The following is a 26,941-nucleotide window of genomic DNA, read 5'->3' on the forward strand; positions in this document are numbered from 1 at the left end:
GCCATGACCCACTTCCTCGACATCCTGCCCACGCCCACTGCCGATCTGCGCCAGATGATCGGCCAGGCCCGCGCCATGAAGGACGCGCGTCAGGACCGCCCGAAGGGCATGTGCGACGATGAGACCCCGCTCGCGGGCCGGATGGTGGCGCTGATCTTCGAAAAGCCCTCGACCCGCACCCGTGTCAGCTTTGACGTCGGCGCGCGGCAGATGGGCGCGCAGACCATGGTTCTGTCCGGCACCGACATGCAGCTTGGCCATGGCGAGACCATCGCCGACACGGCCCGTGTGCTGTCGCGCTACGTCGATCTCATCATGATCCGCACTTTCGAGGAGCAGACGCTTCTCGAGATGGCCGAAAACGCCACCGTGCCGGTGATCAACGGCCTGACCAACCGCACCCACCCGTGCCAGATCATGGCCGACATCATGACCTTCGAAGAGCATCGCGGGCCGATCAAGGGCCGCAAGGTGGTCTGGTCGGGCGACGGCAACAACGTCTTTGCAAGCTTCGCGCAGGCCGCCGCGCAGTTCGAGTTCGACCTTGTCTTCACCGGCCCGCGCCCGCTCGACCCCGAGCCCGAGATCCTCGAGGCGGCGCGCGCGGCGGGCGGCAACATCGAGATCATTCGTGATCCCATGGCGGCGGTGGAGGGGGCCGACCTCGTCGTTACCGACACTTGGGTCTCGATGCATGATCCCGTCTCGGCACGCGAGCGCAGGCACAACCAGCTGCGCGGCTATCAGGTCAACGCCGAGCTGATGTCGCGCGCCAAGCCCGACGCGTTGTTCATGCACTGCCTGCCCGCGCACCGCGACGACGAGGCGACGAGCGAGGTGATGGATGGGCCGCATTCGGTGATCTTCGACGAGGCCGAGAACCGCCTGCACGCGCAAAAGGCGGTGATGCGCTGGTGCTTGGGCGCGTGACGCCCGAATTTCGGCTGGTGCCGCTCGGGGTCGAGGACGCCGAGGCGCTCTCGGCCTTTGAGCTGGCCAGCCGCGACTGGTTCGAGCGCGAGGTGCCGCCGCGCCCGCCGGCCTATTTCGCGCCCGAGACGCTGCGCGAGATCCTGCGCGAGATGCTCGAGGGCCCGGAGGCGGAACGCGCCCGCTTCTTTCTGGTGCGTGCCATGGACGGGACGATCATGGGCCGGGTCAACCTGACCGGCATCACCGAAGGGCCGCAGGGCCGCGTGGCAGAGGTCGGCTACCGCATCGGTGCCGCCCATGCGGGAAAGGGTCTCGCCCGCGCAGCACTGGGCGTGGCGATCCACGTGGCGCGCGAGATCGGCCTCGATCGGCTCAGGGCCAAGGTACCCGAGCATCACATCGCCTCGATCAAGGTGCTGGAGGCCAATGAGTTCATACCCACGGGGGAGGCGCCCGCGCAGGCCGAACTGCATGGCGCTCCGCTGACGCTCCTCCATTACGCCCGCGATCTGTGACGGGGAACGCGGCTCCGCGCCTCGCGTTGGTTCCGAGCCCATATCCCGGAGACCGCCATGCCCCGCCCCGATGCCATCGCCTTCGACGTGGTCGAGACGCTGTTCTCGCTCGAACGCCTGCGGCCGCGCCTGACAGACGCGGGGCTGCAAGCGCATCAGTTGGAAACATGGTTCGCGCAGATGCTGCGCGATGCCTTCGCGCTGGGCGCACTCAACATCTACAAGCCGTTTCGCGAGGTCGCGGAATCGACGCTCGACGTGATGATGGAGCAGCAGGGCATCGAAGGGCGCGCGGAGCGGATCGAGGCAATCCTGTCGGGCTTTACCGAACTCGATGCCGAGCCGGACGTGCGGCCCGCGATGCAGGCGCTGACACAGGCCGGGGTGCCGATCGCCGCGGTGACCAACGGCAGCAAGAAGGTCACCCGCGCGCTGATCGAGCGAAACGGGCTGTCGGATCTGGTCGCGCATGTGATCTCGGTTGACGAAGTGGGTCGCTGGAAACCGGCGGCGCAGGTCTATCACCATGCCGCCGCTCGGATCGGCGTGGCATCGGAGCGGCTCGCGCTCGTTGCGGCGCATGGCTGGGACGTGCAGGGCGCGCGCAGCGCCGGGCTGATCACCGGATACGTCGCCCGCAATGGCCAGCCGCGCGGTGCGGTCATGGCCCCGGCGGATGTCGAGGCGGCGACATTGACCGAAGTGGTGGATCGTCTGCTGAAAGCCTAGATCAGAGCGCGCGCAGGATCTCGCGCAGCCCGTCCTCGGTGACGAGCCGTGCGGCGACCTTGGCTGAGACCCAGCGCCGGTCGCGGCGTTTCACCTCCGGATAGACGTCGAGCACCTTCTTGGCCTTCACCTCGAAGACCCGCGTGATGCAGATATCCTCGTCGCCATGCTTGGACTGCTTGACCGCGACGAAGGTGCCGATCGGCTTGCGCTTGACCTTGCCCTCGCGGACACCGGCCTCTTCCCAAGCTTCGACCAAGGCGGCCTCGCTGTCGTGCTTGCCCTCCATGGGCCAACCCTTGGGCAGGATCCAGCGGCCCTCGGAGGAGGTCACGAGAAGCACTTCGCGGCCCTTTTTGCCCTTGCGATGGCACAGGGCGGCAAGCTGCCGATGGATCGGAGTGGTGTAGTTGCCGGACATGTCGTCCAGTAGGTCCTTGGGGCTCATATGAGGCTGCCTCGATAGTCGTACCGTTCTTGTTCTTATGGTGGGTAACATAACATCATGAACAGGTAATGCAAACTGACCCATCGATAGCCGAAAGCTTTGCTGAAAATGTGGCGTGATTGCCGCTAGGTTCGCTTCAGGTTCCGCGTGGCTTGGCGCGCAAGGTCGGCGCGGCCTCGGTCGGGTCCTCGGGCCAGGGGTGGCGCGGGTAGCGCCCGCGCATGTCCTTGCGCACGTCCGAATAGGAACTGGCCCAGAAGCCGGGCAGGTCGTCAGTGACCTGCACCGGGCGGCCTGCGGGCGACAGAAGCGTCATCTTGAGCGGCGTGCCACCGATGGTCGGGTGCCGTGTGACGCCGAACACCTCCTGCAACCGGAGCGACACCTCGGGCACCGCACCACCATAGTCGATCGGCACCTGCCGCCCCAGCGGCGTGTTGAAGCCCGGCGGCGCTTCGCGGTCGAGGATCTGGGTCTGGCCCCAGTCGAGCAGGGCGCGCCATGGCTTCAACAGATCGAAGCTCTTCCAGTCGCCCGCGCTCTTCACACCGCCAAGATAGGGCAGCAGCCAGTCCTCCAGCGTCTCCATCAGCACCGCGTCCGACAGATCCGGCATGTCCGCGCCGCCGCCGCGCACCAGCGTTACGCGGGACCGAAACCTCTCGGCTGCGGGCGAGGGGCGCAGGCCCAGCTGGCGCACGCCGGTCAGCATGGCGCGGGCGATCTCCTCTTCGGGGGCGTCGCGCCAGATCCGGTCCGACAGGGCGATGGCACCGAGCCGCTCTTGCAACCGCGCCACCACGCGGTTCTCGCGTCGCGACCAGTCGCAGACCGCGAACTCCGCGATGCGGTCGGCAAAGATCTCGCGCAGCTCGGCCTCTTCGATCCGCGCCGCCATGCGGATCTTGGCCTCGGGCACGTCGTCAGACTGATCCGTCGTCACGATCAGCCGCGCCCCCGCGAGCGGGTCGGTGGCCGTCATTACCGCGCCGCGCCCGCCCGACAGCAGCCATCGCGGGTCGTCACCCGGTCGGCGCAGGCCGATCCGGTCGGGATAGGCCAGCGCCGCAATCGCACCGGGCGACATCTCTGGGCCCTGCGCGCGGCCTCGCGACAGGCGCTTGGCCTCGTCGCGGATGCGGGCGAGCGCGCCCATGTCGGGCGCATGGGGCAGATCACGCCGCCCGGCGATGGCGGCAAGGCGGAGCGAGAGGTCGCAGCCCGCACCCCGCAGTGGATCGCGCTCGCCCATCAGCGCCGCGAGCGGCGCCGCCTGCGCGCCGGCAAGCTCCAGCATGTGGCCGAGCCGCGGGTGCAGCGGCAGCGCCGCGAGGCGGCGTCCGTGCGCCGTGATCGATCCCGCGCCGTCGAGCGCGCCCAAGTCCCGGAGCAGCGCCTGCGCCTCGAACAGGGCGGGGCCGGGCGGCGGCGTCAGAAAGGGCAGGGATTCCGAGCCCCATTGCGCCAGTTCGAGCGCCAGAGGCGCGAGATCGGCGCTGGCGATCTCGGGCAGGGGGAAGGCCGCGAGCGCGCCCTCTTCGCCACGGGTCCAGAGCCGGTAGGCTATGCCGGGCGCGACCCGTCCCGCGCGGCCCGAGCGCTGCGCGGCCTCGGCGCGGGTGACCTTCTCCGTCACCAGCCGCGACATGCCCGATCCGGGGTCGAAGCGGGCACGGCGGGCGCGGCCCGCGTCGACGACGATGCGGATGTCGGGGATCGTCAGCGAGGTCTCGGCGATGGAGGTGGCCAGCACGACACGGCGGCCCGCGCCCGGCTCAAGCGCCGCCGTCTGTTGCGCAGGCGGCAGCGCGCCATAGAGCGGCAGCACATCGCAGCCCGTCAGGCGCGGTGTCAGCAGCCCCTGCACCCGCCGGATCTCGCCCTCGCCGGGCAGAAACACAAGGATCGAGCCTTCGGCCTCGTTCGCCGCGCGCACCACGAGATCGGCGACCTCCGCTTCGAGCCTTGCACGCGGGCCGAGAGGGCGGTCGAGCCAGCGCGTCTCGACCGGAAAGCTGCGGCCTTCCGAGACGACCATCGGTGCACCCATCAGATCGGCCACGGGCTGTGCGTCGAGCGTGGCCGACATCGCCACCAGCACCAGATCCTCGCGCAGCGCGCCGCGGATCTCGAGGCACAGCGCCAGACCGAAATCGGCGTTGAGCGAGCGTTCGTGGAATTCGTCGAAGATCACCGCGCCGATGCCTGTCAGCTCCGGGTCCGATTGCACCATTCGCGTGAGGATGCCTTCGGTAACAACCTCGATCCGTGTCGCCTTCGACACCTTGGCCTCGCCTCGGATGCGAAAGCCGACCGTCTCGCCGACCCGCTCGCCCAAGGTGGCGGCCATCCGCGCCGCTGCCGCCCGCGCCGCGAGACGTCGCGGCTCGAGCATGAGGATGCGCCCAGAGGTCTGCGGCAGCATGGCCAGCGGCACGCGCGTCGTCTTGCCCGCGCCGGGCGGGGCCATCAGCACCGCCTGTCCCTCGGCTTCAAGTGCCGCGAGCAGGTCGGGAATGGCATCGTCGATCGGCAGTCGGGTCATGGCGCGCCTCGGGTCGGCCGGGCCGGGGGCCTTGCCCCCGCCGCCCGCCGGGCGGCTCCCCGGGAAAATTTCAGGAGCAAAGTCGCATGCGAAAAGGCCCGGCACCTCGTGGGAGGGCCGGGCCTTTCTGTTCGCGATCCCAAAAAGATCAAGCGTCGGCGGCAGCGGCCTTCGCGAGCTCTTTCTTGACCTTCAGAGCGGCATCCGAAAGATCCTCGGCCTTCGCTTTGGTCAGGAAGGCGTCGAGCCCGCCACGGTGATCGACCGAGCGCAGCGCGTGCGAGGAGATGCGGAATTTGAAGCTGCGGCCCAGCGTGTCCGACAGCATCGTCACATCTTGCAGGTTGGGCAGGAACCGGCGACGGGTCCTGTTCTTGGCGTGGCTGACATTGTTGCCAGTCATCGGGCCTTTTCCGGTCAGTTCGCAACGGCGCGACATGGTCTCATCCTTCGTGTCTCGGGGCCTGGCAGAAATCCGCGCCCGGGGGCAGGGATACGGCTTCGGCAACGGGGCCGGGCCATGAATTCGGTCAGGGGGCCTTACGGGGATTCCCGGACCCCGTCAAGCGTCCCGCAGCGCCCGCGCAAGAGGATCGAGCACCGCGCGTGCCGCGGCCGAAGGGGCCGCGCGCCCTGCCTCGACCTCGGCCCGCAGCGCGTCGAGTCGCGCGGCAAGCTCGGCGTCCGCGGCCAAAAGCGCCTCGATGTCCGCGCGCAGCTCGTCCTCGAACCACTGACCGGCCTGCGCGGCGCGCACCCGCGCCGTCACGCCGCTCTCACGCCGCCATGCCGCCAGCTTCTCCACCTCGGCCCAAGCCTCCTGCAGCCCCGCACCGGTGTGCGCGGAGATCGCCCGTGCCGCCGGGATGCCCTCGGGGTCGGTGTCGCGCGTCCGCATCAGCCGCAGCGCGCCCGCGTAATCGGCGCGCGTGCGCATCGCCTGTGCCGCGAGATCGCCATCCGCCTTGTTGACCAGCACGAGATCCGCGATTTCCATGATGCCGCGCTTCACGCCTTGCAGCTCATCGCCACCAGCTGGGGCGAGCAGCAGCACGAACACATCCGTCATTCGCGAGACCAGCGTTTCGGACTGGCCCACGCCGACCGTCTCGACGATGACCACATCAAAGCCCGCCGCCTCGCACAGAAGCATTGCCTCGCGCGTGCGCCGCGCCACGCCACCCAGCTGTGCTGCGGCGGGGGAGGGGCGGATAAAGGCTGCGCTTTCGCGGCTCAGACGCTCCATCCGCGTCTTGTCGCCCAGGATCGAGCCGCCCGAACGCGCCGAAGAGGGATCGACCGCCAGCACCGCCACGCGGTGCCCGGTCTCCACGAGCTGTAGCCCCAGCGCCTCGATCACGCTCGATTTGCCGACGCCCGGCGTGCCTGAAAGCCCGACGCGCAGCGCCGCACGCGACGGATCGGCCAGTCGGTCGAGCAGCGCCTCGGCCGCCGCGCGGTGATCGGTGCGGGTGCTTTCGACCAGCGTGATCGCCCGCGCCAGCGCCCGCCGTTCGCCCAAGACGATACGCGCGGCCAGATCCTCGATGTCGATGCTCATGCCCATTTGTCGCGGGGCGGGGGCGGTCTGTCCAGAGTTAGCGGCAGATCGCCTCGGCCCGGTCGGCGAAGGCTTTGTAGCGGTTCCAGAACGCGGAGGTGCCGTCGCCCTGTCGCGTGTCCTGCGCCTTTTGCGGGTCCTTGAAGAACTTGGCCGCCCGCCGCTGTTCGCTGCCCGACAGCGTCGCGTCGGCGGCACCTTGCACGCAAGAGCACAGCGAGGCGTTCGCCCCCGGCCTGCCGCTCGCTTCGCAAGCACGGCTGATCGCGCCCGAAGGTTGCCCGCCGCCGCAGGCCGCCAGTGCCGTAAGCGCGATGATGGAAAATGTGATGCGCATGCCCGTATCCCCGTCTGACCGGCCCGGGTTCTGCCCGGATCGCGGTGCTGCTCTGCCGGGCGCCAAGATGCCGCAGTCCGCGCGCAGGCGCAATTCGACCGTATCGCCTGCGTCGCATGCACCCCTCACGATGGCGTGAGCGGGCAACCTTCGCCCATGCCCGCGCGGCCCCATTGACCGAAGGCCCGAACCCCTGCATATGCGGGCCATGACCGAGCTTTCGCACATCCGCAACTTCTCCATCGTGGCGCATATCGACCACGGTAAATCGACGCTTGCCGACCGGCTGATTCAGTCGACCGGAACGGTGCAGGACCGCGAGATGAAGGCCCAGCTGCTCGACAGCATGGACATCGAGCGCGAGCGCGGTATCACCATCAAGGCGCAGACCGTCCGCATCGACTACAAGGCGCTCAACGGCGAGACCTACGTGCTCAACCTGATCGACACCCCCGGTCACGTCGACTTCGCCTACGAGGTCTCCCGCTCCATGCGCGCGGTCGAAGGCTCTTTGCTGGTCGTCGATTCGACCCAAGGGGTCGAGGCGCAGACGCTCGCCAACGTCTATCACGCGCTCGACGCGGATCACGAGATCGTCCCGGTGCTCAACAAGATCGACCTGCCGGCCTCCGAGCCGGACCGGATCAAGGAGCAGATCGAGGACGTGATCGGCATCGACGCCTCCGAGGCGATGCTGGTCTCGGCCAAGACCGGCGAGGGCATCCGCGAGACGCTCGAGGCCATCGTCCACCGCCTTCCGGCTCCCAAGGGCGACCGCAACGCGCCGCTCAAGGCGATGCTGGTCGACAGCTGGTACGACCTCTACCTGGGCGTCGTGGTCCTCGTGCGGATCATGGACGGCGTGCTGAAAAAGAACGACCGCATCACCTTCATGCAGAACGGCACCGTGCATCAGGTCGACCGGATCGGCGTGTTCAAGCCGGGCATGCTGCCGGTCGATGAACTGGGGCCGGGCGAGATCGGTTTCCTGACCGCCTCGATCAAGCAGGTGCGCGACACCAAGGTCGGCGACACCATCACCCACGAGAAGAAGGGCGCCACGACGCCGCTGCCGGGCTTTGCGCCGTCGGTGCCGGTGGTGTTCTGCGGGCTGTTCCCGGTGGATTCGGCCGAGTTCGAAGACTTGCGCAACGCGATCGAGAAACTCGCGCTCAACGACGCCTCCTTCTCCTACGAGATGGAGACCTCGGCGGCGCTGGGCTTCGGCTTCCGCTGCGGTTTCCTCGGGCTGCTGCACCTCGAGGTGATCCGCGACCGGATCGACCGCGAGTATGACATCGACCTGATCACCACAGCACCTTCGGTGGTCTACAAGCTGCACATGCGCGACGGCGAGGTGCGCGAGCTGCACAACCCCGCCGACATGCCCGACCTCACCCATGTCGACCATATCGAAGAGCCGCGGATCAAGGCGACGATCATGGTCCCCGACGACTACTTGGGCGACGTGCTCAAGCTCTGTCAGGACCGGCGCGGCATCCAAGAGGAGCTGACCTACGCGGGCTCGCGTCCGCTGGTGGTCTACGACCTGCCGCTCAACGAGGTGGTGTTCGACTTCTACGACCGGCTGAAATCGGTGACCAAGGGCTATGCCTCCTTCGATTACCAGATCACCGGCTACAGGCAGGACAACCTCGTGAAGATGTCGATCCTTGTCAACGACGAGCCGGTCGACGCGCTGTCGATGATGGTGCACCGCGACCGCGCCGAGATGCGGGGCCGGGCGATGGTGGAAAAGCTCAAGGAGCTGATCCCCCGCCACATGTTCAAGATCCCGATCCAGGCCGCGATCGGCGGCAAGGTCATCGCCCGCGAGACGCTCTCGGCGATGCGCAAGGACGTGACCGCCAAGTGTTATGGCGGCGACGCGACCCGCAAGCGCAAGCTGCTGGACAAGCAGAAGGCGGGCAAGAAGAAGATGCGCCAGTTCGGGAAGGTCGACATTCCGCAGGAGGCGTTCATCTCGGCGCTGAAGATGGATAGTTGATTAGATAAAACTTAGGCCCCTTCCTCTGGGATTGAGATAATTGCCTCAATGTTTCCGCTTGAGCCTTCGGTGTAGGTAATATTCACATCTTCTTGGCTGAGCGCCACACCACTCCCCGCTATCCCGAATAGAGATTCAATTTCAGAGGAAATCTCCTCAGCGGAGTTGAACTGAATTGTTGCGAAGTATTCGCCGTCTGGGCTCAGCGATAGCTCTGTGATCGTTCCGACCTGTTCGTAGGTATTGTCGAAAACTGGAACCCTTGGCTCCGAATCTGCAACAATAGAGATGGGGTTAATTGGAGGCTCTTCGCCGCCGCAATCACTCGAAGTCGCCTGAAGCTGAGAGAAGTCGACTTTCATTTTCTCGCCGTCGCAGTCGACAAAGTTAAATCCTGTAGAGACCTGTATTTCTTTTGATAACTTTGTACCGACGCGCGGACGGCCGTCGTTTTCTAGAGAAAAAAATTGCGTCTCTCCACGCACAACGCCAGATATTTCGGTTTGAGAAGTGGATTGACTAGGGATTGAAGCGGCTATCAATCCATAAAGGGCTAGTATTTTTCTTGATGAATGTAGGTAAATATAGCTCTTCTGCTTCCCTTGTTCAGGCGAATTACCCATTTATCTTTTGCCCTCCTGCTAAATACACCTGCCAAGAACATAGTGTCAGAATTTGAGGTGAGATATATTATCTCTGCTTGCTCTCGTATTACGTCAAGGGCCGATTGATCTTCACTGGCAATTTTCAAGTACTTGACGCGGGGAGTTGTTCCAATTCTCGATTTTGCCTCTTGATACCCGTACGCTGAGCTTAAAAATGCAACAGGCGCAGCCATTGAAATTAGTATCAGTAGTATGTAAGGGGCAGCCGATTTCTTTAGGTTATCAAGACTTACGCCTACGCAAAAAGATATAAGGGCGGTAGCGAATAGAAATGCCCCGTACAATATTCCATGCCTGTAGATGAACGCGAATATTGACGAGAAGGAGCTAGACAGAACATCATATAAGCTTAAGTCCAGCTCCTTTGTTGCTATTCCGTATATTCCGAAGTAGCCAGATAGAGGAGCCCAATAATATAGATAGCTGCAGTTATCGCCGCAATAAAGGTTGCAGCATAAAATTCTCTCATCTGATTTCTGTTGTCGCTCAGTTCATGTGAGTATATGCCTTAGTATTATTTTTTCTCCATCATTAGTCAATGTCCTGCATCGTAGGAGCGGAGTTCTAGCATCGCTAGCTCACACCCGCCCACTCTTCTCCTGCAACACATCGATCCGCTCACTGGCCTCGGCCTTGGTCAGCCCGTCATCGAACTCTTCCCCGGCCTCCTCGCTCAGCGTCTTGAGATAGCTCGCCTGCGCGCCGGTCATCGGCTCGTCGCCGGTGACCCAATCCTCGGGGTTCTTCTCGGCGTTGCCCTGCGGGTGGCTCTTGGGGTTGTCGGTCATGTCACGATCTCCTGTGTTGGAGTTCATGTAATGTTCCGCGCGCCGAAGCGTTCCCCGTGCCGATGATCACACCGGCGCGAGGCGGGTCTCAGTCTTCCAGAAAGCCCCTGACCGCCGTCTCGACCTCGCGCGGTTTTTCCGCGTGCAGCCAGTGCCCGGCGCCCTCGATCACCTCGAAGCTCGGCTCGGCGAACAGCGCGTGGATTGCATCGTGGCGCTCTTCGCCCACGTAGTTCGAGTTCGCCCCCGACAGGAACAGGGCGGGGCCGTCGAACCGCCCTTCGACCTCCGGGAAGCCCAGAATGGTCTCCATGTCGCGCTCCAGCACATCGAGGTTCAGCTTCCAGCGCTTCTCTTGCAGGTCCAGCGACTGCAAAAAGAACGCCGCCGTCGCGGCCTCCAGATCGCCCATCATCTCGGTCGCCTCCGCCCGGCTGGCGATGGCCTCAAGATCGACCTGCTTCATCTTGCGGATGTTGTCGATCTGATCGTGGCCATAGGCCACCGGCGCGATGTCGGCGACGACGAGGCGGCGCACGAGATCGGGCCGGGTGAGGGCGAGGACCATCGACGCCTTGCCGCCCATGGAGTGGCCGAGCACGTCCGCGGCCCCGTGTGCCTCCAGCACCTCGGCCAGATCCTCGGCCATGCCGAAATAGTCGTGGGTCTCGGTCCAATGGCTGTCGCCGTGGTTGCGCATGTCGACGGCGATGACCTGTCGGTCCTCGCCCAGACGGCGCGCGATGACGCCCCAGTTGCGGGCCGATCCGAACAGGCCATGGACGATCACAAGGGGCGGGCGGTCGGAGGGCTCTCCGGTGAGAATGGTGTTCAGCATGGGGGAGTTGTAGCGCAGGTGGCGCAAGACGCCACCCCCGCCGCGTGTCGCCCATTGAGTGAGGCGCGCGGGGGCGCTAACAAAAGGGATGGACCGCACCACGATAACCGGCTGGACGCGCGAGATTTCCCGGCTTCTGTCCGACAGGGCAGGCGTCGAGGGACGCTCGCTTGGCGACCGGCTCGACCGCGCCGCCCCGGCCCTGCCGCCCGAGATCCTGTCGCGCGCGCGCTTCCTTGCCGCCGCCGAGGCCGTGGCGCGGATGCCCGGCCGGGCCGAGGCGATCGACATGGAGCGGGTGGAGACGGCCTATGTCACCGTGCAGAGCTGGCTGATGGCCGAGGAGCCGGACGAGCTGCGTCATGCGCTCAGGCGGGCCGTGTGGATCAAGCGGGCGCGCTCGGTCGCCACGATCCTCATCGCCGCGGCGATCGCGGCGGTGTTGTGGCGCGAGGTCCTCTGACCCCGCGCCGACGTTCTCAGAGGTTCGGGTAGAGCGGGAAGCGCTGGCACAGCTCTTCGACTTCGCCGCGCACCTTCGCCTCGACATCCGCGTTGCCTTCGGCGCCGTTGGCGGCAAGGCCTTCGGTCACTTCGACGATCCAGTCGGCGATCTGCCGGAACTCGGCCTCACCAAAGCCGCGCGTCGTGCCCGCGGGCGAGCCGAGACGGATGCCGGAGGTGATCGCGGGCTTTTCGGGGTCGAAGGGGATGCCGTTCTTGTTGCAGGTGATGTTGGCGCGGCCCAAAGCGTCCTCGGTGGCGTTGCCCTTCACGCCCTTGGGGCGCAGGTCGACGAGCATCAGGTGGCTGTCGGTGCCGCCGGTGACGATGTCGAGCCCGCCCTTCATAAGCTGGTCGGCGAGCGCCTGGGCGTTCTTCACGACCTGCTCCTGATAGGCCTTGAACTCGGGACGCAGCGCCTCGCCGAAGGCCACGGCCTTGCCAGCGATGACATGCATGAGCGGGCCGCCCTGAATGCCCGGGAAGATCGCCGAGTTGACCTTCTTGGCGATGGCCTCGTCATTGGTGAGGATCATGCCGCCGCGCGGGCCGCGCAGGGTCTTGTGCGTCGTGGTGGTGGCGACATGGGCGTGCGGGAAGGGCGAGGGGTAGATGCCCGCGGCCACGAGGCCCGCGAAATGCGCCATGTCGACGAGCAGGATCGCACCGACGCTGTCGGCGATCTCGCGCATGCGGGCGAAATCGATGATGCGCGGAATGGCCGAGCCGCCGGCGATCAGCATCTTGGGGCTGTGCTCGGTGGCGAGGCTCTGGATCTGGTCATAGTCGATCTGCTGGTCCTGCTGGCGCACGCCGTACTGGACCGCGTTGAACCACTTGCCCGACTGGTTCGGCTTGGCGCCGTGCGTCAGGTGGCCGCCCGCATCAAGGCTCATGCCGAGGATGGTGTCGCCGGGCTGCAAGAGCGCCTGAAACACGCCTTGGTTCGCCTGGGAGCCGGAGTTCGGCTGCACGTTTGCGAAGTCGCAGGAGAAGAGCTCTTTGGCGCGGTTGATGGCGAGGTTCTCGGCCACGTCGGCGAACTCGCAGCCGCCATAGTAGCGACGGCCCGGATAGCCTTCGGCGTATTTGTTGGTGAGCACCGAGCCTTGGGCCTCGAGCACGGCGGCCGAGACGATGTTCTCGCTGGCGATCAGCTCGATCTCGTGGCGCTGACGGCCAAGCTCGTCGGTGATCGCTTTCGCGAGCTCGGGGTCGCGGGTGGCGAGCTTTTCGGTGAAAAAGCCGTCGTCGCGGGTGGAAGCGGTCATCTCGGACACCTCGTGAGGGGTTGCGTCGCGGCTCTCTTAACCCAGCGACAAGAGGGCCAAAAGCCCCGAAACCGTCGTGAGGAGAGCCGTTCGCGGCGAAACGGTGTGCGGCTTGCGTTTCGCGGGTCCGTGGCCGACAACCTAGGGGCAACATCGGGGGGGAGAGAGACTTGGGCACCGACCGCATCGCCTTTCTGGCCAGCGAGACCAACGTCGCGCAAGAGACGCGCGAGCGGCTCGCGGCGCGCTACGGCGACAGCCCGCTCGACGAGGCCGACATCGTCGTGGCGCTCGGTGGCGACGGCTTCATGTTGCAGACGCTGCATGCGACCGAAGGGCTCGACCTGCCGGTTTACGGGATGAACCGGGGCACCGTGGGCTTTTTGATGAACGCGTTCTCCGAGGACGACCTGCCCGAGCGGCTGGCGGCGGCCGAGGAGGCGATCGTCAATCCGCTCGCCATGACCGCCGAAACCGCCTCGGGAGAGGTGCACCGGGGCCTTGGCATCAACGAGGTAAGCCTGCTGCGCGCGGGACCGCAGGCGGCCAAACTCAAGGTCATCGTCGATGGGCGGGTTCGTCTCGAAGAGCTGGTCTGCGACGGCGCGCTTCTGGCGACACCCGCGGGATCGACCGCCTACAACTACTCGGCTTACGGCCCGATCCTGCCGATCGGGGCCGATGTTCTGGCGCTCACCGCCATCGCGCCGTTTCGCCCGCGACGCTGGCGCGGCGCCTTGTTGCCCACCAGCGCCACGGTGCGCTTCGAGGTGCTGGAGCCCGAAAAGCGCCCGGTGATGGCCGATGCCGACAGCCGGCTCGTGCGCGACGTGATCGCGGTCGAGATCCGCTCCGAGCCGCGCGTGCGGCATCGGATCCTGTTCGATCCCGGCCATGGGTTGGAGGAACGCCTGATCCGCGAGCAGTTCGCCTGAACCGGCCCTAGCCGACCGCTTCCTTGGGCGCTCCATAGCCCAGAGGGGCCATCGCCCTGCGCAGCTCGTCGAGGATCGCGGGATCGTCGATCGTCGCGGGCATGGCGAAATCCTCGCCATCCGCGATCCGGGCCATGGTGGCGCGCAGGATCTTGCCCGAGCGGGTCTTGGGCAGGCGTTCCACCACCACCGCGAGCTTGAACGCCGCCACCGGGCCGACGCGTTCGCGCACCAGATCCACCGCCTCGCGCACGATCTCTTCCGCCGGGCGGGCGCAGCTGCGGTTCAGACAGAGAAACCCCATCGGCAGCTGCCCCTTGAGCGGATCGGCCACGCCGATCACCGCGCATTCGGCCACGTCGGGGTGGTCGGCGAGCACCTCCTCCATGCCGCCCGTCGACAGCCGGTGGCCCGCGACGTTGATCACGTCGTCGGTCCGCGCGAGGATCGAGACATAGCCGTCTTCGTCGATCATGCCCGCGTCGCCGGTGGCGTAGAAGCCGGGATAGGTTGACAGATAGCTGCGCCGGAACCGTTCCTCGTCGCCCCAGATCCCCGACAGCGTGCCGGGCGGCAACGGCAGCCTGATCGCCACGGCCCCCAACTCACCGCGCGGCTTGTCATGACCGCCTTCGTCGAGGATGTGCACGTCGTAACCGGGCATCGGCACGGTCGAGGACCCGTCCTTGACCGGCAGCGCCTCGATCCCGACCGGGTTCCCGGTGATGGTGTAGCCGGTCTCGGTCTGCCACCAGTGATCGTAGACAGGCACCCCCGCCACCTCCCGCGCCCAGGCCACCGTATCCGGGTCGGCCCGCTCGCCCGCGAGGTAAATCGCACGCAGACCCGAAAGGTCATGCGCGCGCGCCATCCGGCCTTCGGGGTCCTCGCGCTTGATCGCGCGCAGGGCCGTGGGCGCGGTAAAGAAGGTGCGGACCTTGTTGCGCGCGATCACCCGCCAGAACGCACCCGCGTCCGGCGTGCCCACGGGCTTGCCCTCATAGACCACGGTGGTGTTGCCATGCAGCAGGGGGGCGTAGCAGATATAGCTGTGCCCCACGACCCAGCCCACGTCGGAGGCGGCCCAGAACACCTCTCCGGGGGCGGTGTCATAGACGTTCTTCATGGTCCAGTGCAGCGCCACGAGATGCCCGCCCGTGGGGCGCACCACGCCCTTGGGCATTCCGGTCGTGCCGGAGGTATAGAGGATATAGGCCGGGTGATCCGCCTCGACCGGCACACAATCGGCGGGCTCGGCCTCCTCTTGAAAATCATGCCACTCGATGTCGCGCCCATGCTCGATTTCGGCCATCGCCTGCGGGCGCTGCAAGATCACGCAGAACTCAGGCGCGTGGCTGGCCTCGCGCAGCGCCTGGTCGAGCAGCGGCTTGTAGGGAACGACCCGGTGCGGCTCGATCCCGCAGGAGGCGGCAAGGATCACCTTGGGGCGGCAATCGTCGATCCGCACCGCCAGTTCGCGCGCGGCAAAGCCACCGAAGACGACGCAATGAATCGCGCCGATCCGGGCGCAGGCCAGCATCGCCTCGAGGGCTTCGGGGATCATCGGCATGTAGATGACGACGCGGTCGCCCTTGCCCACGCCGCCCGCTTTGAGCGCGCCCGCGAGCCGGGCCACCCGACCCAGAAGGTCGCCATAGGTGATCTCGGTCCGGCTCTCGGTCACCGGGCTGTCGTGGATGATGGCGACGTCATGCGCGCGCCCTTCGGCCACGTGCCGGTCCACCGCGTTGTGACAGCCGTTGACCATGCCATCGGGATACCAAGCGTAAAGGGGCGCGTTTTCGTCCGAAAGCGCCCGGCTTGGCGAGCGATGCCAGTCGATGGCCTTGGCCGCCTGCATCCAGAACCCCTCGGGGTCGGCACGCCAGCTCTCGTAGACTTCCGCGTATGTCATGTCCGTCCTCCCTCGAGGCGGAATCCTACGCCCGGCCAAGGGGTTCGGGCAAGCGTTACGCGAACCCCCCGTTCGGTCCGCATGGGGCGAACGGGGGATTTGAGTATTTGGAGAGTAAAGTGCAGGGGGAGGGCGCGCCTCCCCCGAAGTCTCAGCCGTAGTGCGCGACGGGCGTGCCCGCGATGGCCGACATGTTGAGTAGACCGCGCGCCGTGATCGACGGCGTCACGATATGCGCACGGTTGCCCATGCCCATCAACAAGGGGCCGACCTCGAGGCCAGCGCCCTTCATCTTGAGGATGTTGCGCACGCCCGACGCCGCATCGGTGTTGGCAAAGACGAGGCAGTTGGCCGCGCCGTCGAGCCGCGCGCCGGGAAAGATCCGCTCGCGCAGCGCCGGGTCGAGGGCGGCATCGACATGCATCTCGCCCTCGTAGGCAAAGTCGCGGGGTTCGGCGTCGAGGATCTCCAGCGCGGCGCGCATTCGGCGGCCCGAGGAGATGTCGAGGTTGCCGAACTGCGAATGCGAACACAGCGCGATCTGCGGCGTGATGCCGAAGCGGCGGATGTGACGCGCGCAGCCGATCACCGTCTCGGCGATCTGCTCGGGGCTCGGCTCGGCATGAACCTGCGTGTCGGCCACGAAGAGCGGTCCGTCCTCAAGGATCATCAGCGACAGCGCCCCCACCGGGCGCAGATCCGGCGTGCCGAGCACCTGCGTGACGTAGTTCAGGTGCCAAAGGTACTGGCCGAAGGTGCCGCAGATCAGGCTGTCGGCCTCGCCACGCTGCACCATCACCGCGCCGATGGCGGTGGTGTTGGTGCGCATCACGGCGCGCGCAATGTCGGGGCTGACGCCGCTGCGGGCCATGATCTCGTGATAGGTGCCCCAGTAGTCGCGGTAGCGCGGGTCGTTCTCGGGGTTCACGATCTCGAAGTCGATGCCGGGCCGGATCGTCAGGCCGGCGCGTTCGCAGCGCGTCTCGATCACGTCCGGGCGACCGATCAGGATCGGCGTGTCGGTGGTCTCCTCGATGATCGCATGGGCCGCGCGCAGCACCCGCTCGTCCTCGCCCTCGGCAAAGACGATGCGCCGCTCGGCCGAGCGCGCCGCGTCGAAAACTGGACGCATCAGCAGTGCGGATTTGAACACCGAGCTGTCGAGCCGGGTCTTGTAGGCCTCCATGTCGGCGATCGGGCGGGCGGCAACGCCGGTCTCCATCGCGGCGCGGGCCACGGCGGAGGCGACGACGCCCATGAGGCGCGGATCGAAGGGCTTGGGGATCAGGTATTCCGCCCCGAAGGTGAGCTGCTCGCCACTATAGGCGGCGGCGGCCTCGGCCGAAGTCGTCGCCCGCGCCAAGGCCGCGATGCCTTCGATGCAGGCGATCTTCATCTCGTCGTTGATCGTGGTGGCGCCAACATCGAGCGCGCCGCGAAAGATGAACGGGAAACACAGCACGTTGTTGACCTGGTTCGGAAAGTCCGAGCGGCCGGTGGCGATGATGGCACCCGGTTTCACCTTGCGCGCGAGGTCCGGCATGATCTCGGGCGTCGGGTTGGCCAGCGCGAAGATGATCGGACGGTCGGCCATCTTTTCGACCATCTCGGGCTTGAGCACGCCGGGGCCCGACAGGCCGAGGAACAGATCGGCCCCGTCGATCACATCGCCGAGCCCACGCGCGCCGCCGGGCTGCGCATAGGCGGCCTTTTGCGGCGTCATGTCCTCGGACCGCCCCTCGTGGACGAGGCCCGCAAGGTCGCACAGATACACGTTTTCGCGGCGAACGCCGAGCTTCAGGAGCATGTCGAGGCAGGCGATGCCGGCAGCGCCGCCGCCGGTCGAGACCACCTTGATCTCCTCGAAGCTCTTGCCCGCCACGCGCAGCGCATTGGTGGCGGCGGCCCCCACGACGATGGCGGTGCCGTGCTGGTCGTCATGGAAGACGGGGATGTTCATCCGCTCGCGGCAGATCTTCTCGACGATGAAGCAATCGGGGGCCTTGATGTCTTCGAGGTTGATCGCTCCGAAGGTCGGCTCCAGCGCGCAGACGATGTCCGCGAGCTTTTCGGGGTCGCTCTCGTTGAGCTCGATGTCGAAGCAGTCGATGTTGGCGAACTTCTTGAAGAGCACCGCCTTGCCCTCCATCACCGGCTTGGAGGCCAGCGCGCCGATGTTGCCAAGGCCCAGAACGGCGGTGCCGTTGGTGACGACAGCCACGAGATTGCCGCGCGAGGTATAGTCGCGCGCGGTGTCGGGGTCGTTCTTGATCTCAAGGCAGGCCTCGGCCACGCCGGGGGAATAGGCACGGGAAAGGTCACGGCCATTGGCCAGCGGCTTGGTCGCGCGGATCTCCAGCTTGCCGGGCTTGGGCAGCCGGTGATAGTCGAGCGCGGCCTGACGCAGGCTGTCTGAGCCCGGGCGGTTCGTGTCATCGGTGCTGTCGGCCATCGCGTCGTCTCTCCCCCTGATCAAATTGGTTCAGCATTAAACCTTTCCGAAGGGGGCGGGAAAGACCTATCGCGCCTCGATCTGCTTCTGAAGCACGCTTATCCGCTCATCGGCTTGCCGCTCGGTCAGGGCCGCGTCGAACTCCTCGCCCGCCTTGTCGCACAGGTCGCGCAGAAGAACTGCCTGCTTGGGGTTCATCGGCGCGTCCGGATCGTCGGGTGTACGCGCTTCGGTTTCGGGTAGCACGGCCTTGGTGGGTTCGATCATTGTATCTCCCTCCGCATGGGCTATGACGGCAAACCCCGGCGCGCGGGGAGGGGTTCCGCGAGGGCGGACTTGCATCATGGGGGGCCGCGCGACACAGTTTCCGGCAAACCCATCAGGAGGCCCATCCATGTCGCTGGTCGATGACGCGCGCCGCGTGCGCGAGAACGCCTATGCCCCCTATTCCAACTTCAAGGTCGGCGCGGCGATCCGCGCCGCCTCTGGCGAGGTCTATCTCGGCGTCAACGTCGAGAACGTGGCCTATCCGGAAGGCACCTGCGCCGAAGCCGGCGCCATCGCCGCGATGTGCGCCGCGGGCGACAGCGAGATTGCCGAGGTCGCGGTGATCGCCGACAGCCCGGTGCCGGTGTCGCCCTGTGGCGGCTGCCGCCAGAAGCTCGCCGAGTTCGGTCGTGGCGAGGTGAAGGTCACCCTCGCCACCACCGATGGCACCACGCGCGAAACCACGCTGGGCGATCTGCTGCCCGGCGCCTTCGATCAGACCCAGATGGAACGCGCCTGATGGAGGCACGTCGCCTCATTGCCGCGCTGCGCCGTGGCGAGACGCTGCCGCCCGAGGATATCCGGGCCTTCGCACAGGGGCTGGCTGACGGCACCGTCTCCGACGCGCAAGCCGGGGCCTTCGCCATGGCGGTCTGCCTGCGAGGCTTGGGCGAGGCGGGCCGCGTCGCGCTGACCACCGGCATGCGCGACAGCGGCGACCGGCTGGCGTGGGATCTGCCGGGGCCCGTGCTCGATAAGCATTCCACCGGCGGCGTGGGCGACCCGGTGTCGCTCCTGCTGGCGCCCGCGCTTGCGGCCTGCGGAGTTTATGTCCCGATGATCTCGGGGCGCGGCCTTGGCCACACCGGCGGCACCCTCGACAAGCTCGAAGCGGTGCCGGGACTGTCGACGCAGGTCGATGAAGCCAAGCTGCGCGACATCACCCGCGAGGTGGGCTGCGCCATCGTCGGCGCCACGGGGCGCATCGCCCCCGCCGACAAGCGGCTCTACGCGGTGCGCGACGTGACCGGCACGGTGGACAGCGTCGATCTGATCACCGCCTCGATCCTGTCGAAGAAACTCGCCGCCGGGCTCGAGGGCCTCGTGCTTGACGTGAAGGTCGGCTCGGGCGCCTTCATGAAGTCCGAAAATGAGGCCCGCGCGCTGGCCGAGGCGCTGGTGACGACCGCGAATGGCGCAGGCTGCCCGACGGCGGCCTTTCTGACCGACATGGACGAACCGCTGGCCCCCGCCTTGGGCAACGCGACCGAGATGGCGGTGATCATGGAGGTGTTGGGCGGCGACCATCTTGCCGCGCCGCGCCTGCATGATCTTACCGTGGCGCTGGGCGGGCGGCTCATGGCACTGGCGGGCGGGGCCGAGGGCGAGGGCGAGGAGATGATCGCCCATGCCATCGCCTCGGGCCGCGCCATGGAGCGGTTCGCCGCGATGCTGCACGGGCTTGGCGGTCCTTCCGACATGGCCGACAACTGGCGCGCGCACCTGCCGACCGCCCCCGTGATCCGCGACGTGACCGCGACCGAGGCCGGGCATCTCTTTGCCATCGACGGTGAGGCGCTCGGCCATGCCGTCGTGGCGCTGGGCGGCGGGCGCCGGGTCGAAACCGACCGGATCGACCCGGCGGTGGGGCTGTCGGACGTGGCCCGGCTTGGTGCAAGGATCGCGCCGGGAGACCGCGTGGCCCGCATTCATGCCGCAAGCGAGGAAGCCGCCGATGCGGCCGAAACGGCGCTGCGCGATGCCATCACGCTCGGAGATGCACCGCAGATCAATGACCTCGTTCGAGGGAGGGTGGACCCATGACACGCGTATTTCTTTTGGTGATGGACAGCGCCGGGATCGGCGGTGCGCCCGATGCCGACCAGTTCTTCAACGGCGACACCCCGGACACCGGATCGAACACCTTGGGTCACATCGCCGAGGCCTGCGCCGCCGGGCAGGCCGAAGAGGGCCGCACCGGCCCGCTGAAGTTGCCCACGCTAGACGCGATGGGTCTTGGCCACGCCATCGCGCTCGCCTCCGGTCTTGATGCGCCGAACCTTGGAACCGCGCCGACCGGTGCTTGGGGCGCGGCGACCGAAGTGTCGAACGGCAAGGACACGCCCTCGGGCCACTGGGAACTCGCGGGCGTGCCGGTGCCGTGGGACTGGCACTATTTCCCGAAGGAGATCCCCGCCTTTCCGACCGAAGTGACGCGGCTCTTGATGCAGGCGGCAGGCACCGACGGCATCTTGGGCAATCGCCATGCCAGCGGCACCGTTGTCATCGACGAGGAAGGCCCCGAACACATGCAGACGGGCTGGCCGATCTGCTATACCTCGGTCGACAGCGTGCTGCAGATCGCAGCCCACGAGGAGCGCTTCGGCCTCGACCGGCTCCTCGACATGTGCCGCGCCGTCGCGCCGATGCTGCACGACATGAAGGTCGGCCGCGTCATCGCGCGGCCCTTCATCGGTGACGAGGCCAGCGGCTTCACCCGCACGCCACACCGCCGGGACTTTGCCATCGCCGCTCCGGGCCGCACGCTGCTCGACAGCGCCAAGGGCGAAGGGCGCGATGTGCATGCTGTCGGCAAGATCGGCGACATCTTTTCGATGCGCGGCATCACCGACCTGCGCAAGGGGCCGGACGACAAGCTGATGGAGCACCTGTCGGACCTCGTGGATGAGGCCGCCGACGGCGCGCTGGTTTTTGCCAATTTCGTGGAGTTCGACACCAACTTCGGCCACCGCCGCGACGTGTCGGGCTATGCGCGCCACCTCGAGTGGTTCGACGCCGAGCTTGCAAAAATCCTGCCGCGCCTGCGCGAAGGCGATCTGGTGATCGTGACCGCCGATCACGGCAACGATCCGACCTTCACCGGCACCGATCACACGCGCGAGCGGGTGCCGGTGCTGTGCCATGGCCTCGGCGCGCGCGCGCTTGGCCTGATGGGCTTCGTGGATGTGGGCGCGCTTGCCTCCGCGCATCTCGGCATTCCCGCACCCGATCCGGAGGCCACGCCATGAGCTACAGATCCCTGCCCAAGGTCGAGTTGCACCTGCACCTCGAGGGGGCGGCCCCGCCGTCGTTCATCGCCGGTCTGGCGCGCGAGAAGTCGATCGACATCGACCGCATCTTCGACAGCCAGGGCGGCTTCGTGCGCGGCGACTTCGAATGGTTCCTCAAGGCCTATGACGCGGCCTGCACCGTGCTGCAAAGCCCAGAGGATTTTCGCCGCCTGACGCTCGCCGTGCTCGAGCAGAGCGCGGCGCAAGGGGTGGTCTACACCGAGTTCTTCCTGTCGCCCGACTTCTGCGGCGGCGGCGACCTCGCCGCATGGCGCGATTACCTCGACGCGATGGTCGATGCCTCTGACGAGGCCGAGCGCAGCTTTGGCATCGCCTCGCGCGGCATCGTCACCTGCCTGCGCCACCTCGGCCCCGAGGCTGCCAAGCCCATCGCGCGCTGCGCCGCCGAGACCAAGGGACGCTTCATCACCGGCTTTGGCCTTGCGGGGGCCGAAATGATGTACCGGCCCGGTGATTTCACATGGGCCTATGATGCGGCGCGTGAGGCGGGGCTGCAGCTCACCGCCCACGCGGGCGAATGGGGCGGGCCGGACATGGTACGCGATACCGTGGATCTCTTGGGCTGCGAGCGGATCGGCCACGGCATCAACGCCGTGTCGGACCATGCGCTGTGCGATCACCTGATCGAGCGCGGCGTCACGCTCGAGGTCTGTCCGGTGTCGAACCTCGTGCTGGGGGCGGTGAAGGACTGGAAGTCGCACCCGATCGAGGAGTTGCGCCACCGTGGTCTGCGCGTCACCGTCTCGACCGACGATCCGCCATGGTTCGGCACCACGATGACCCACGAGTACGAGATGCTGGATCGGCATTTCGGCTGGGAGGAGGAGCGTCTGCGTCTCTCCAACCGCGTCGCCGCCGAGGCGGCCTTCTGCGACGACGACACCCGCGCGCAGATCCTGAAGAAACTGGAGGCGGCATGAGCCATACCGACCAACACCTGACCGTCGTCACGCATCCGCTGGTGCAGCACAAGCTGACCCTGATGCGCCGATCCGACACCTCGACCGCGAGTTTCCGGCAGCTTCTGCGTGAGATCAGCCTGCTGCTGGCCTACGAGGTCACGCGCGACCTGCCGATGACCACGACGCGCATCGAGACGCCGATGCAGCCGATGGACGCCCCCGCGATCGAGGGCAAGAAGCTGGCGCTGGTGTCGATCCTGCGCGCCGGCAATGGCCTGCTCGACGGCATTCTGGAGCTGGTCCCCTCGGCCCGCGTCGGATTTGTCGGTCTCTACCGCGATCCCGAGACGCTCAAGCCGGTGGAGTACTACTTCAAGGTGCCCAAGGGCCTCGACGAGCGGCTGACCATCGCGGTCGACCCGATGCTGGCCACCGGCAACTCCTCGGTCGCGGCGATCGACATGCTGAAGAAGGCGGGCGCCAAGGATATCATCTTCCTTTGCCTGCTGGCCGCCCCCGAAGGTGTGGCGCGCATGAAGGAGGCGCATCCGGATGTGCCGATCGTCACCGCCTCGCTGGACGAGCGGCTCGACGATCACGGCTATATCGTGCCCGGACTGGGGGATGCGGGTGACAGGATGTTCGGCACCAAGTAGCGGCATGCTTTACACAAAAGCGGCCCTGTAGCATGCTGCCGAAAACTCCGGGGGCAGGGGCAGCATGATCAGGACATTCCTCGCCGTCTCGGCGGCGGCACTGGCCGTCGCGGGACAGGCCATGGCGCAGGACAAGCTTCCGGCGGAATTCCCGCCCGAAAGCTACAGTGCGAACCAGTATGTCGACAGCGAAGGCTGCGCCTTCATCCGCGCGGGCATCGGCGGCATGACCAACTGGATCCCGCGGATGAGCCGCGAGCGCGAGCCCTTGTGCGGCTTTCAACCCAGCCGCACCGCTGCCGCGGCGCTTCCCGTGATCGCCGATCCGGCACCCGAGCGCCCCGCCGCGGCCAAGCCCGCCGCCAACCCCACGCCCGCGTCCGCCGCTGCGCCGACACGCGCGACCTCGACGTCGGCCCCGGTCTCGGCGCGGGTGCGCGCTCCCGAACCCGCCGCTACCCGCGCGACACCGCCGGTGCTGACCCGCTCGGCCTTCTGTGATGGCCGGAGCGGTCCGCAGCCAGGCTATGTGAGCAGCACCACCGGCGAGACCATCGTGTGCGGCGCGCCCCGCCGGGCCGATCCCGCGGCGCCGTTGCGCGGTGCTTACACATTGGCCGCGGTCTGTGCCGATATGGCCGCCACGGGGCGACGCTACGTGCTGCAAGGCAGCGGTGAGCCGGTAAGCTGCGGCCCGCAGCGCGCCACGGCGCACATGCCGGGCACGCGCCTCGCCGCGACCCGCCTGCCTGCGGTCCCGTCCGGCCCCGCCTCGGGTGTCGTCCCCGGTGCCCCGATCGCTGCCGGACGTGCGCCGGTCGTGGCCTCGGTGGTCGGACGCTGCGATCTCGGCCCCGAGTCCGGCCATGCGTTGATCGGTCCGGGGGCCTATCCGCGCCGGTGCGGCCCACAGGCGCAATCGCCCTCGGGCCTCGGCAACGCCGCCCGGATCGAGCCGCAGGGCGCGGCGGGGGTGTTGGCCTTCCTCGATCCGCAGGCCGACGCGCTGCGCCGTGCCGCCGCCGCCGTGCCGCTTCCCGATCCCGTCGCACCGCCGCTGGGCTACAGCAGTGCTTGGGATGACGGGCGGCTCAACCGGAACCGCGGCGTGCGCATCATCGAGCGCGCGGGTGCGAGGCAGGTGCGCGCGCCGGTGCTCGCGGCCCCCGTGACGGTGCCCACGGCAATCGTCGCACGGGTGTCGACCAGTTCGGCACCCGTCTCTGGGCCAGCGTCGTCGGCTACGGGGCGCTTCGTGCAGGTCGGAAGCTACGGCGAAGCCGCCAACGCCGAGCGCGCCGCTGCCCGGCTCCGGGCGATGGGCATGCAGGTGGCGCGGGGCCAGAGCGGCGGGCTGCAGGTGGTCGCGACCGGTCCCTATGCCGAAGGCGCACCGCTGGCGCAGGCGCTGGGCGCGGTGCGGGCAGCGGGCTACCGCGACGCCTTCACGCGCAACTGAGCCTACAGCCTGCGCGCGGCGTCGTGGCTGTAGGGTAGGGTCAGGGACTTTCGATTGCCGGGTCAGCCGCGGCAGATGCCCTGCAGGCTGACCCAGTCGCCGTCCGAGACCACGGGTCCCGCGCTTGCCGCGGGCTCGGCGGCAATCAGCACCGCCGACACCGCGCCCTCGGGATCGGTGGCGCGCGCCCAGGGGCCGATCGGCACGCCCGCGGCCGCGAACTGCTCGAGCAACTGCGAGTCATCGGGGCGCGGGGCGGGGGTCTCAGCCAGATGCACCGCCTGCGCTTGCAGCGTTTCGGTCGGGATGTCCCCGGTTGTCAGCAGCTTGAGCACGGTGCCAAAACCCGCTTCGCGCAGCAGATCGTCGAGCGGATCATGGGCCTTGCGACTTGCCGCCGTGGCCAACACGTGGCCCGCGATCACCGCCGGTTCCTCGGCGGTCTCGACCAGTTCCTGTGGCAACACGATGATGCCGCCCGGAAGGTACAGCGGACCGGCGAGCCCCTCGGGCACCACCACGATCTGCCCGCCGCCCCGGCCCAGAAGCCTGTCGCGCATACGCCCTAGCGCCTCGCTGCCCAAAGGGTCGCGGCAAGTGGGGCCGGTGATCTTCTGCACCATGCCCAAGAGCGTCGCCCCGAGCTCCGACCGCTTGCCCGGCGGCACCACGCTCAGCGTCTGCTGCATCAGCGCGCCGGGTAGCCAGAACACTGCGAGCCCCAGTCCGAGCGCCACGCTGCCCGCGATCACGCCCTGTCGCAGGCGGCCCGGGCGGGGCTGACGCGCGGCGACGGCACGGCGCACTTTCTCGAGCGCGCCGATCATGGTGTCGTCCTCGATCTCGAGCGTCTCGCTCGCCTCGGCGTCGGGGGCATAGATTGCCGGGCGCGTGCCGGGGTTGAGCCGGTGCAGGGCGGGCAGCGACCAATGCGTCACCGGCAGGCCGCTCTCGTCCGAGAGCACAAGGGTGGCTTCGCCAAAGGAGATCGTCACCGGACGCGGCTCCGCCTCCGGTTCAGAGAACCAGACGCCTTCCGTTTCCAACCGAGCGAATTCCTTGAGTGCGGTCATCGTTCCTTTCGCGGCCCGAATGTCCCGGCCTGCCGTTTCGGTGAACATAGCTCTGGGGTTGGGCGAGGAACAGGGGCTGCGAGAGCCTGTGGCATGCGAGACGCACAGGAACCGAGGCCGTGTCGACACCGGATCGCGACAGGGTCGGAAGAAACCTAGTCGGAAGGATAGGAAGTGGCCCGCGACAGGGGCAAGTCTGTCGCGGGCCTCGTTGGGTCAAGCGGCGCGCGCGGCGCGGCCGTCGCCGTAACGGTCGTAGAAGGAGGCTCCCGACTGCGCCATTTTGCGCAGCAGCGCCGGACAGGCGAAGCGGTCGCCATGCTTCGCCGTGAGCGCGTCGCAGCGCTCGGCGGCAAAGCCCGCGCCGATCATGTCGAGCCACGAGAACGGACCTCCCGACCACGGCGCGAAGCCCCAGCCGAGAATGGCCGCCACGTCGCCTTCGCGGATGTCGGTCAACACCCCGTCCTCGAAGGCGCGCACGGCCTCAAGCACCTGAGCGAAGAGCAGCCGCTGCTGCACCTCCACGAGGTCGGGCTGCTCTTCGGAGACCGCGTAGCGCTCGGACAGGCCTTCCCAGAGACCCGTGCGTTGGCCCTTGTCGTCGTAGGCATAGAAGCCCGATTTCGACTTGCGCCCCATCCGGCCCTGATCGGCCATCCAGAACAACACCTCGTCCACCGCCGCGTCGGGATAGGCGTCGCCCATCGCCGCCTTGGTTGCCTTGGCGATTTTCACGCCAAGGTCGATCGAGGTCTCGTCAACGAGCTGTAGTGGGCCAAGCGGCATGCCGACGAGACGCGCCGCGTTCTCGATCAGCGCCGGCTCCACCCCCTCGGCGACCATGCGGATGCCTTCATTGATATAGGGGATGATGCAGCGGTTGGCGTAGAAGAAGCGCGCGTCGTTGACGACGATCGGCGTCTTGCGGATCTGACGCGTGAAGTCGAGCGCCTTGGCCACGGCGACATCGCCGGTCTTTTCGCCCTTGATGATCTCGACCAGCATCATCTTGTCGACCGGCGAGAAGAAGTGGATGCCGATGAAG

At 67.2% G+C, this 26,941-nt stretch carries 26 protein-coding genes; 12 read left to right on the top strand and 14 right to left on the bottom strand.

Annotated features, from left to right (window positions below):
* Positions 1-3 precede the first annotated feature (3 nt).
* The 3 genes from argF to AADJ02_RS13410 are packed head-to-tail and all read left to right on the top strand — an operon-like array spanning position 4 to position 2,177.
* Positions 4-930: an ornithine carbamoyltransferase gene (gene argF / locus AADJ02_RS13400; RefSeq protein WP_341213515.1), complete on the top strand. Its 927-nt coding sequence runs from the start codon at positions 4-6 to the stop codon at positions 928-930.
* Positions 927-1,448: a GNAT family protein gene (locus AADJ02_RS13405; protein ID WP_341213516.1), complete on the top strand. Its 522-nt coding sequence runs from the start codon at positions 927-929 to the stop codon at positions 1,446-1,448. Before argF ends, AADJ02_RS13405 begins: the two co-directional genes overlap by 4 nt.
* A 57-nt stretch (positions 1,449-1,505) precedes the next feature.
* A complete protein-coding gene (locus AADJ02_RS13410) occupies positions 1,506-2,177 on the top strand; it encodes a haloacid dehalogenase type II (RefSeq protein ID WP_341213517.1) in 672 nt (223 codons plus the stop codon).
* A 1-nt stretch (position 2,178) separates the two neighbouring features.
* Here the strand turns inward: AADJ02_RS13410 and AADJ02_RS13415 are convergent, their stop codons facing one another.
* The 5 genes from AADJ02_RS13415 to AADJ02_RS13435 form a co-directional block, all read right to left on the bottom strand.
* Entirely contained in the window at positions 2,179-2,625 is a 447-nt protein-coding gene (locus tag AADJ02_RS13415; protein ID WP_341213518.1) for an NUDIX hydrolase, read from the bottom strand.
* A gap of 136 nt (positions 2,626-2,761) precedes the next feature.
* Positions 2,762-5,170, bottom strand: coding sequence for an ATP-dependent helicase HrpB (hrpB, locus tag AADJ02_RS13420; RefSeq protein ID WP_341213519.1), 2,409 nt, complete (start codon positions 5,168-5,170; stop codon positions 2,762-2,764).
* Positions 5,171-5,318: 148 nt separating this feature from the next.
* Positions 5,319-5,609, bottom strand: a complete 291-nt coding sequence (gene rpmB / locus AADJ02_RS13425) for a 50S ribosomal protein L28 (protein ID WP_341213520.1) — start codon at positions 5,607-5,609, stop codon at positions 5,319-5,321.
* 123 nt (positions 5,610-5,732) lie between these two features.
* Entirely contained in the window at positions 5,733-6,731 is a 999-nt protein-coding gene (meaB, locus tag AADJ02_RS13430) for a methylmalonyl Co-A mutase-associated GTPase MeaB (protein ID WP_341213521.1), read from the bottom strand.
* A 37-nt stretch (positions 6,732-6,768) separates the two neighbouring features.
* Positions 6,769-7,068, bottom strand: a complete 300-nt coding sequence (locus AADJ02_RS13435) for an arginine transporter (protein WP_341213522.1) — start codon at positions 7,066-7,068, stop codon at positions 6,769-6,771.
* Positions 7,069-7,276: 208 nt separating this feature from the next.
* Here AADJ02_RS13435 and lepA point away from each other — a divergent pair, with 208 nt between their 5' ends.
* Positions 7,277-9,076, top strand: a complete 1,800-nt coding sequence (gene lepA, locus AADJ02_RS13440; RefSeq protein ID WP_341213523.1) for a translation elongation factor 4 — start codon at positions 7,277-7,279, stop codon at positions 9,074-9,076.
* A gap of 11 nt (positions 9,077-9,087) precedes the next feature.
* Here lepA and AADJ02_RS13445 read toward each other — a convergent pair whose 3' ends face one another.
* The 3 genes from AADJ02_RS13445 to AADJ02_RS13455 all read right to left on the bottom strand — a co-directional run bounded on the left by AADJ02_RS13445 (position 9,088) and on the right by AADJ02_RS13455 (position 11,367).
* Positions 9,088-9,699 (bottom strand): hypothetical protein, encoded by a 612-nt coding sequence (locus tag AADJ02_RS13445; RefSeq protein WP_341213524.1) that lies wholly within the window; start codon positions 9,697-9,699, stop codon positions 9,088-9,090.
* 620 nt (positions 9,700-10,319) lie between these two features.
* The gene (locus tag AADJ02_RS13450; protein WP_341213525.1) at positions 10,320-10,529 is read right to left on the bottom strand and encodes a DUF3072 domain-containing protein; all 210 of its coding nucleotides are present in this window, start codon (positions 10,527-10,529) and stop codon (positions 10,320-10,322) included.
* 88 nt (positions 10,530-10,617) lie between these two features.
* Positions 10,618-11,367, bottom strand: coding sequence for an alpha/beta fold hydrolase (locus AADJ02_RS13455; RefSeq protein ID WP_341213526.1), 750 nt, complete (start codon positions 11,365-11,367; stop codon positions 10,618-10,620).
* An 88-nt stretch (positions 11,368-11,455) separates the two neighbouring features.
* On the opposite strand from AADJ02_RS13455, the gene AADJ02_RS13460 reads away from it, so the two are divergent.
* A complete protein-coding gene (locus AADJ02_RS13460; RefSeq protein ID WP_341213527.1) occupies positions 11,456-11,830 on the top strand; it encodes a hypothetical protein in 375 nt (124 codons plus the stop codon).
* Positions 11,831-11,846: 16 nt separating this feature from the next.
* Here AADJ02_RS13460 and glyA read toward each other — a convergent pair whose 3' ends face one another.
* Positions 11,847-13,142, bottom strand: a complete 1,296-nt coding sequence (gene glyA, locus AADJ02_RS13465; RefSeq protein WP_341213528.1) for a serine hydroxymethyltransferase — start codon at positions 13,140-13,142, stop codon at positions 11,847-11,849.
* Between the two features lie 170 nt (positions 13,143-13,312).
* Between glyA and AADJ02_RS13470 the strand changes: the two genes are divergently transcribed.
* Positions 13,313-14,077, top strand: a complete 765-nt coding sequence (locus tag AADJ02_RS13470; RefSeq protein WP_341213529.1) for an NAD kinase — start codon at positions 13,313-13,315, stop codon at positions 14,075-14,077.
* A 7-nt stretch (positions 14,078-14,084) separates the two neighbouring features.
* On the opposite strand, the gene AADJ02_RS13475 is transcribed toward AADJ02_RS13470, so the two are convergent.
* From AADJ02_RS13475 to AADJ02_RS13485, 3 genes are all read right to left on the bottom strand, one after another.
* Positions 14,085-15,992 carry an AMP-binding protein gene (locus tag AADJ02_RS13475; protein ID WP_341213530.1) on the bottom strand — a complete coding sequence of 636 codons (1,908 nt, stop codon included), beginning with the start codon at positions 15,990-15,992 and terminating at the stop codon, positions 14,085-14,087.
* Between the two features lie 151 nt (positions 15,993-16,143).
* Positions 16,144-18,444: an NADP-dependent malic enzyme gene (locus AADJ02_RS13480; RefSeq protein WP_341213531.1), complete on the bottom strand. Its 2,301-nt coding sequence runs from the start codon at positions 18,442-18,444 to the stop codon at positions 16,144-16,146.
* Positions 18,445-18,510: 66 nt separating this feature from the next.
* On the bottom strand, positions 18,511-18,711 hold the full coding sequence (locus tag AADJ02_RS13485) for a DUF3072 domain-containing protein (RefSeq protein ID WP_341213532.1): 201 nt from the start codon (positions 18,709-18,711) through the stop codon (positions 18,511-18,513).
* 127 nt (positions 18,712-18,838) lie between these two features.
* Between AADJ02_RS13485 and AADJ02_RS13490 the strand changes: the two genes are divergently transcribed.
* The 6 genes from AADJ02_RS13490 to AADJ02_RS13515 all read left to right on the top strand — a co-directional run bounded on the left by AADJ02_RS13490 (position 18,839) and on the right by AADJ02_RS13515 (position 24,820).
* Entirely contained in the window at positions 18,839-19,231 is a 393-nt protein-coding gene (locus tag AADJ02_RS13490) for a cytidine deaminase (protein ID WP_341213533.1), read from the top strand.
* Complete coding sequence (locus tag AADJ02_RS13495) at positions 19,231-20,535, top strand: thymidine phosphorylase (RefSeq protein WP_341213534.1); 1,305 nt, start codon at positions 19,231-19,233, stop codon at positions 20,533-20,535. The genes AADJ02_RS13490 and AADJ02_RS13495 overlap by 1 nt, the downstream gene beginning before the upstream one ends.
* Positions 20,532-21,740 carry a phosphopentomutase gene (locus AADJ02_RS13500; RefSeq protein ID WP_341213535.1) on the top strand — a complete coding sequence of 403 codons (1,209 nt, stop codon included), beginning with the start codon at positions 20,532-20,534 and terminating at the stop codon, positions 21,738-21,740. Before AADJ02_RS13495 ends, AADJ02_RS13500 begins: the two co-directional genes overlap by 4 nt.
* Positions 21,737-22,723, top strand: coding sequence for an adenosine deaminase (locus tag AADJ02_RS13505; protein ID WP_341213536.1), 987 nt, complete (start codon positions 21,737-21,739; stop codon positions 22,721-22,723). Before AADJ02_RS13500 ends, AADJ02_RS13505 begins: the two co-directional genes overlap by 4 nt.
* Positions 22,720-23,361 carry a uracil phosphoribosyltransferase gene (upp, locus tag AADJ02_RS13510; protein ID WP_341213537.1) on the top strand — a complete coding sequence of 214 codons (642 nt, stop codon included), beginning with the start codon at positions 22,720-22,722 and terminating at the stop codon, positions 23,359-23,361. The genes AADJ02_RS13505 and upp overlap by 4 nt, the downstream gene beginning before the upstream one ends.
* A 64-nt stretch (positions 23,362-23,425) precedes the next feature.
* Positions 23,426-24,820 carry an SPOR domain-containing protein gene (locus tag AADJ02_RS13515; protein ID WP_341213538.1) on the top strand — a complete coding sequence of 465 codons (1,395 nt, stop codon included), beginning with the start codon at positions 23,426-23,428 and terminating at the stop codon, positions 24,818-24,820.
* Between the two features lie 62 nt (positions 24,821-24,882).
* On the opposite strand, the gene AADJ02_RS13520 is transcribed toward AADJ02_RS13515, so the two are convergent.
* The gene (locus AADJ02_RS13520; protein ID WP_341213539.1) at positions 24,883-25,893 is read right to left on the bottom strand and encodes a hypothetical protein; all 1,011 of its coding nucleotides are present in this window, start codon (positions 25,891-25,893) and stop codon (positions 24,883-24,885) included.
* A gap of 216 nt (positions 25,894-26,109) precedes the next feature.
* Positions 26,110-26,941: 3-hydroxyacyl-CoA dehydrogenase family protein (locus tag AADJ02_RS13525; protein ID WP_341213540.1), on the bottom strand; the 832-nt coding region annotated here is incomplete at its 5' end.

Origin of the sequence: uncultured Limimaricola sp. (genome assembly GCF_964022235.1) — a bacterium.
GTDB lineage: Bacteria > Pseudomonadota > Alphaproteobacteria > Rhodobacterales > Rhodobacteraceae > Limimaricola.

What these genes read in the sequence shown, in the direction of transcription:
- argF (WP_341213515.1), top strand. Translation starts at nt 4, where the DNA reads ATGACCCACTTCCTCGACATCCTGCCCACGCCCACTGCCGATCTGCGC.
- AADJ02_RS13410 (WP_341213517.1), top strand. Translation starts at nt 1,506, where the DNA reads ATGCCCCGCCCCGATGCCATCGCCTTCGACGTGGTCGAGACGCTGTTC.
- AADJ02_RS13415 (WP_341213518.1), bottom strand. Translation starts at nt 2,625, where the DNA reads ATGAGCCCCAAGGACCTACTGGACGACATGTCCGGCAACTACACCACT.
- hrpB (WP_341213519.1), bottom strand. Translation starts at nt 5,170, where the DNA reads ATGACCCGACTGCCGATCGACGATGCCATTCCCGACCTGCTCGCGGCA.
- rpmB (WP_341213520.1), bottom strand. Translation starts at nt 5,609, where the DNA reads ATGTCGCGCCGTTGCGAACTGACCGGAAAAGGCCCGATGACTGGCAAC.
- meaB (WP_341213521.1), bottom strand. Translation starts at nt 6,731, where the DNA reads ATGAGCATCGACATCGAGGATCTGGCCGCGCGTATCGTCTTGGGCGAA.
- AADJ02_RS13435 (WP_341213522.1), bottom strand. Translation starts at nt 7,068, where the DNA reads ATGCGCATCACATTTTCCATCATCGCGCTTACGGCACTGGCGGCCTGC.
- lepA (WP_341213523.1), top strand. Translation starts at nt 7,277, where the DNA reads ATGACCGAGCTTTCGCACATCCGCAACTTCTCCATCGTGGCGCATATC.
- AADJ02_RS13445 (WP_341213524.1), bottom strand. Translation starts at nt 9,699, where the DNA reads ATGGGTAATTCGCCTGAACAAGGGAAGCAGAAGAGCTATATTTACCTA.
- AADJ02_RS13450 (WP_341213525.1), bottom strand. Translation starts at nt 10,529, where the DNA reads ATGACCGACAACCCCAAGAGCCACCCGCAGGGCAACGCCGAGAAGAAC.
- AADJ02_RS13455 (WP_341213526.1), bottom strand. Translation starts at nt 11,367, where the DNA reads ATGCTGAACACCATTCTCACCGGAGAGCCCTCCGACCGCCCGCCCCTT.
- AADJ02_RS13460 (WP_341213527.1), top strand. Translation starts at nt 11,456, where the DNA reads ATGGACCGCACCACGATAACCGGCTGGACGCGCGAGATTTCCCGGCTT.
- glyA (WP_341213528.1), bottom strand. Translation starts at nt 13,142, where the DNA reads ATGACCGCTTCCACCCGCGACGACGGCTTTTTCACCGAAAAGCTCGCC.
- AADJ02_RS13475 (WP_341213530.1), bottom strand. Translation starts at nt 15,992, where the DNA reads ATGACATACGCGGAAGTCTACGAGAGCTGGCGTGCCGACCCCGAGGGG.
- AADJ02_RS13480 (WP_341213531.1), bottom strand. Translation starts at nt 18,444, where the DNA reads ATGGCCGACAGCACCGATGACACGAACCGCCCGGGCTCAGACAGCCTG.
- AADJ02_RS13485 (WP_341213532.1), bottom strand. Translation starts at nt 18,711, where the DNA reads ATGATCGAACCCACCAAGGCCGTGCTACCCGAAACCGAAGCGCGTACA.
- AADJ02_RS13490 (WP_341213533.1), top strand. Translation starts at nt 18,839, where the DNA reads ATGTCGCTGGTCGATGACGCGCGCCGCGTGCGCGAGAACGCCTATGCC.
- AADJ02_RS13495 (WP_341213534.1), top strand. Translation starts at nt 19,231, where the DNA reads ATGGAGGCACGTCGCCTCATTGCCGCGCTGCGCCGTGGCGAGACGCTG.
- AADJ02_RS13500 (WP_341213535.1), top strand. Translation starts at nt 20,532, where the DNA reads ATGACACGCGTATTTCTTTTGGTGATGGACAGCGCCGGGATCGGCGGT.
- AADJ02_RS13505 (WP_341213536.1), top strand. Translation starts at nt 21,737, where the DNA reads ATGAGCTACAGATCCCTGCCCAAGGTCGAGTTGCACCTGCACCTCGAG.
- upp (WP_341213537.1), top strand. Translation starts at nt 22,720, where the DNA reads ATGAGCCATACCGACCAACACCTGACCGTCGTCACGCATCCGCTGGTG.
- AADJ02_RS13515 (WP_341213538.1), top strand. Translation starts at nt 23,426, where the DNA reads ATGATCAGGACATTCCTCGCCGTCTCGGCGGCGGCACTGGCCGTCGCG.
- AADJ02_RS13520 (WP_341213539.1), bottom strand. Translation starts at nt 25,893, where the DNA reads ATGACCGCACTCAAGGAATTCGCTCGGTTGGAAACGGAAGGCGTCTGG.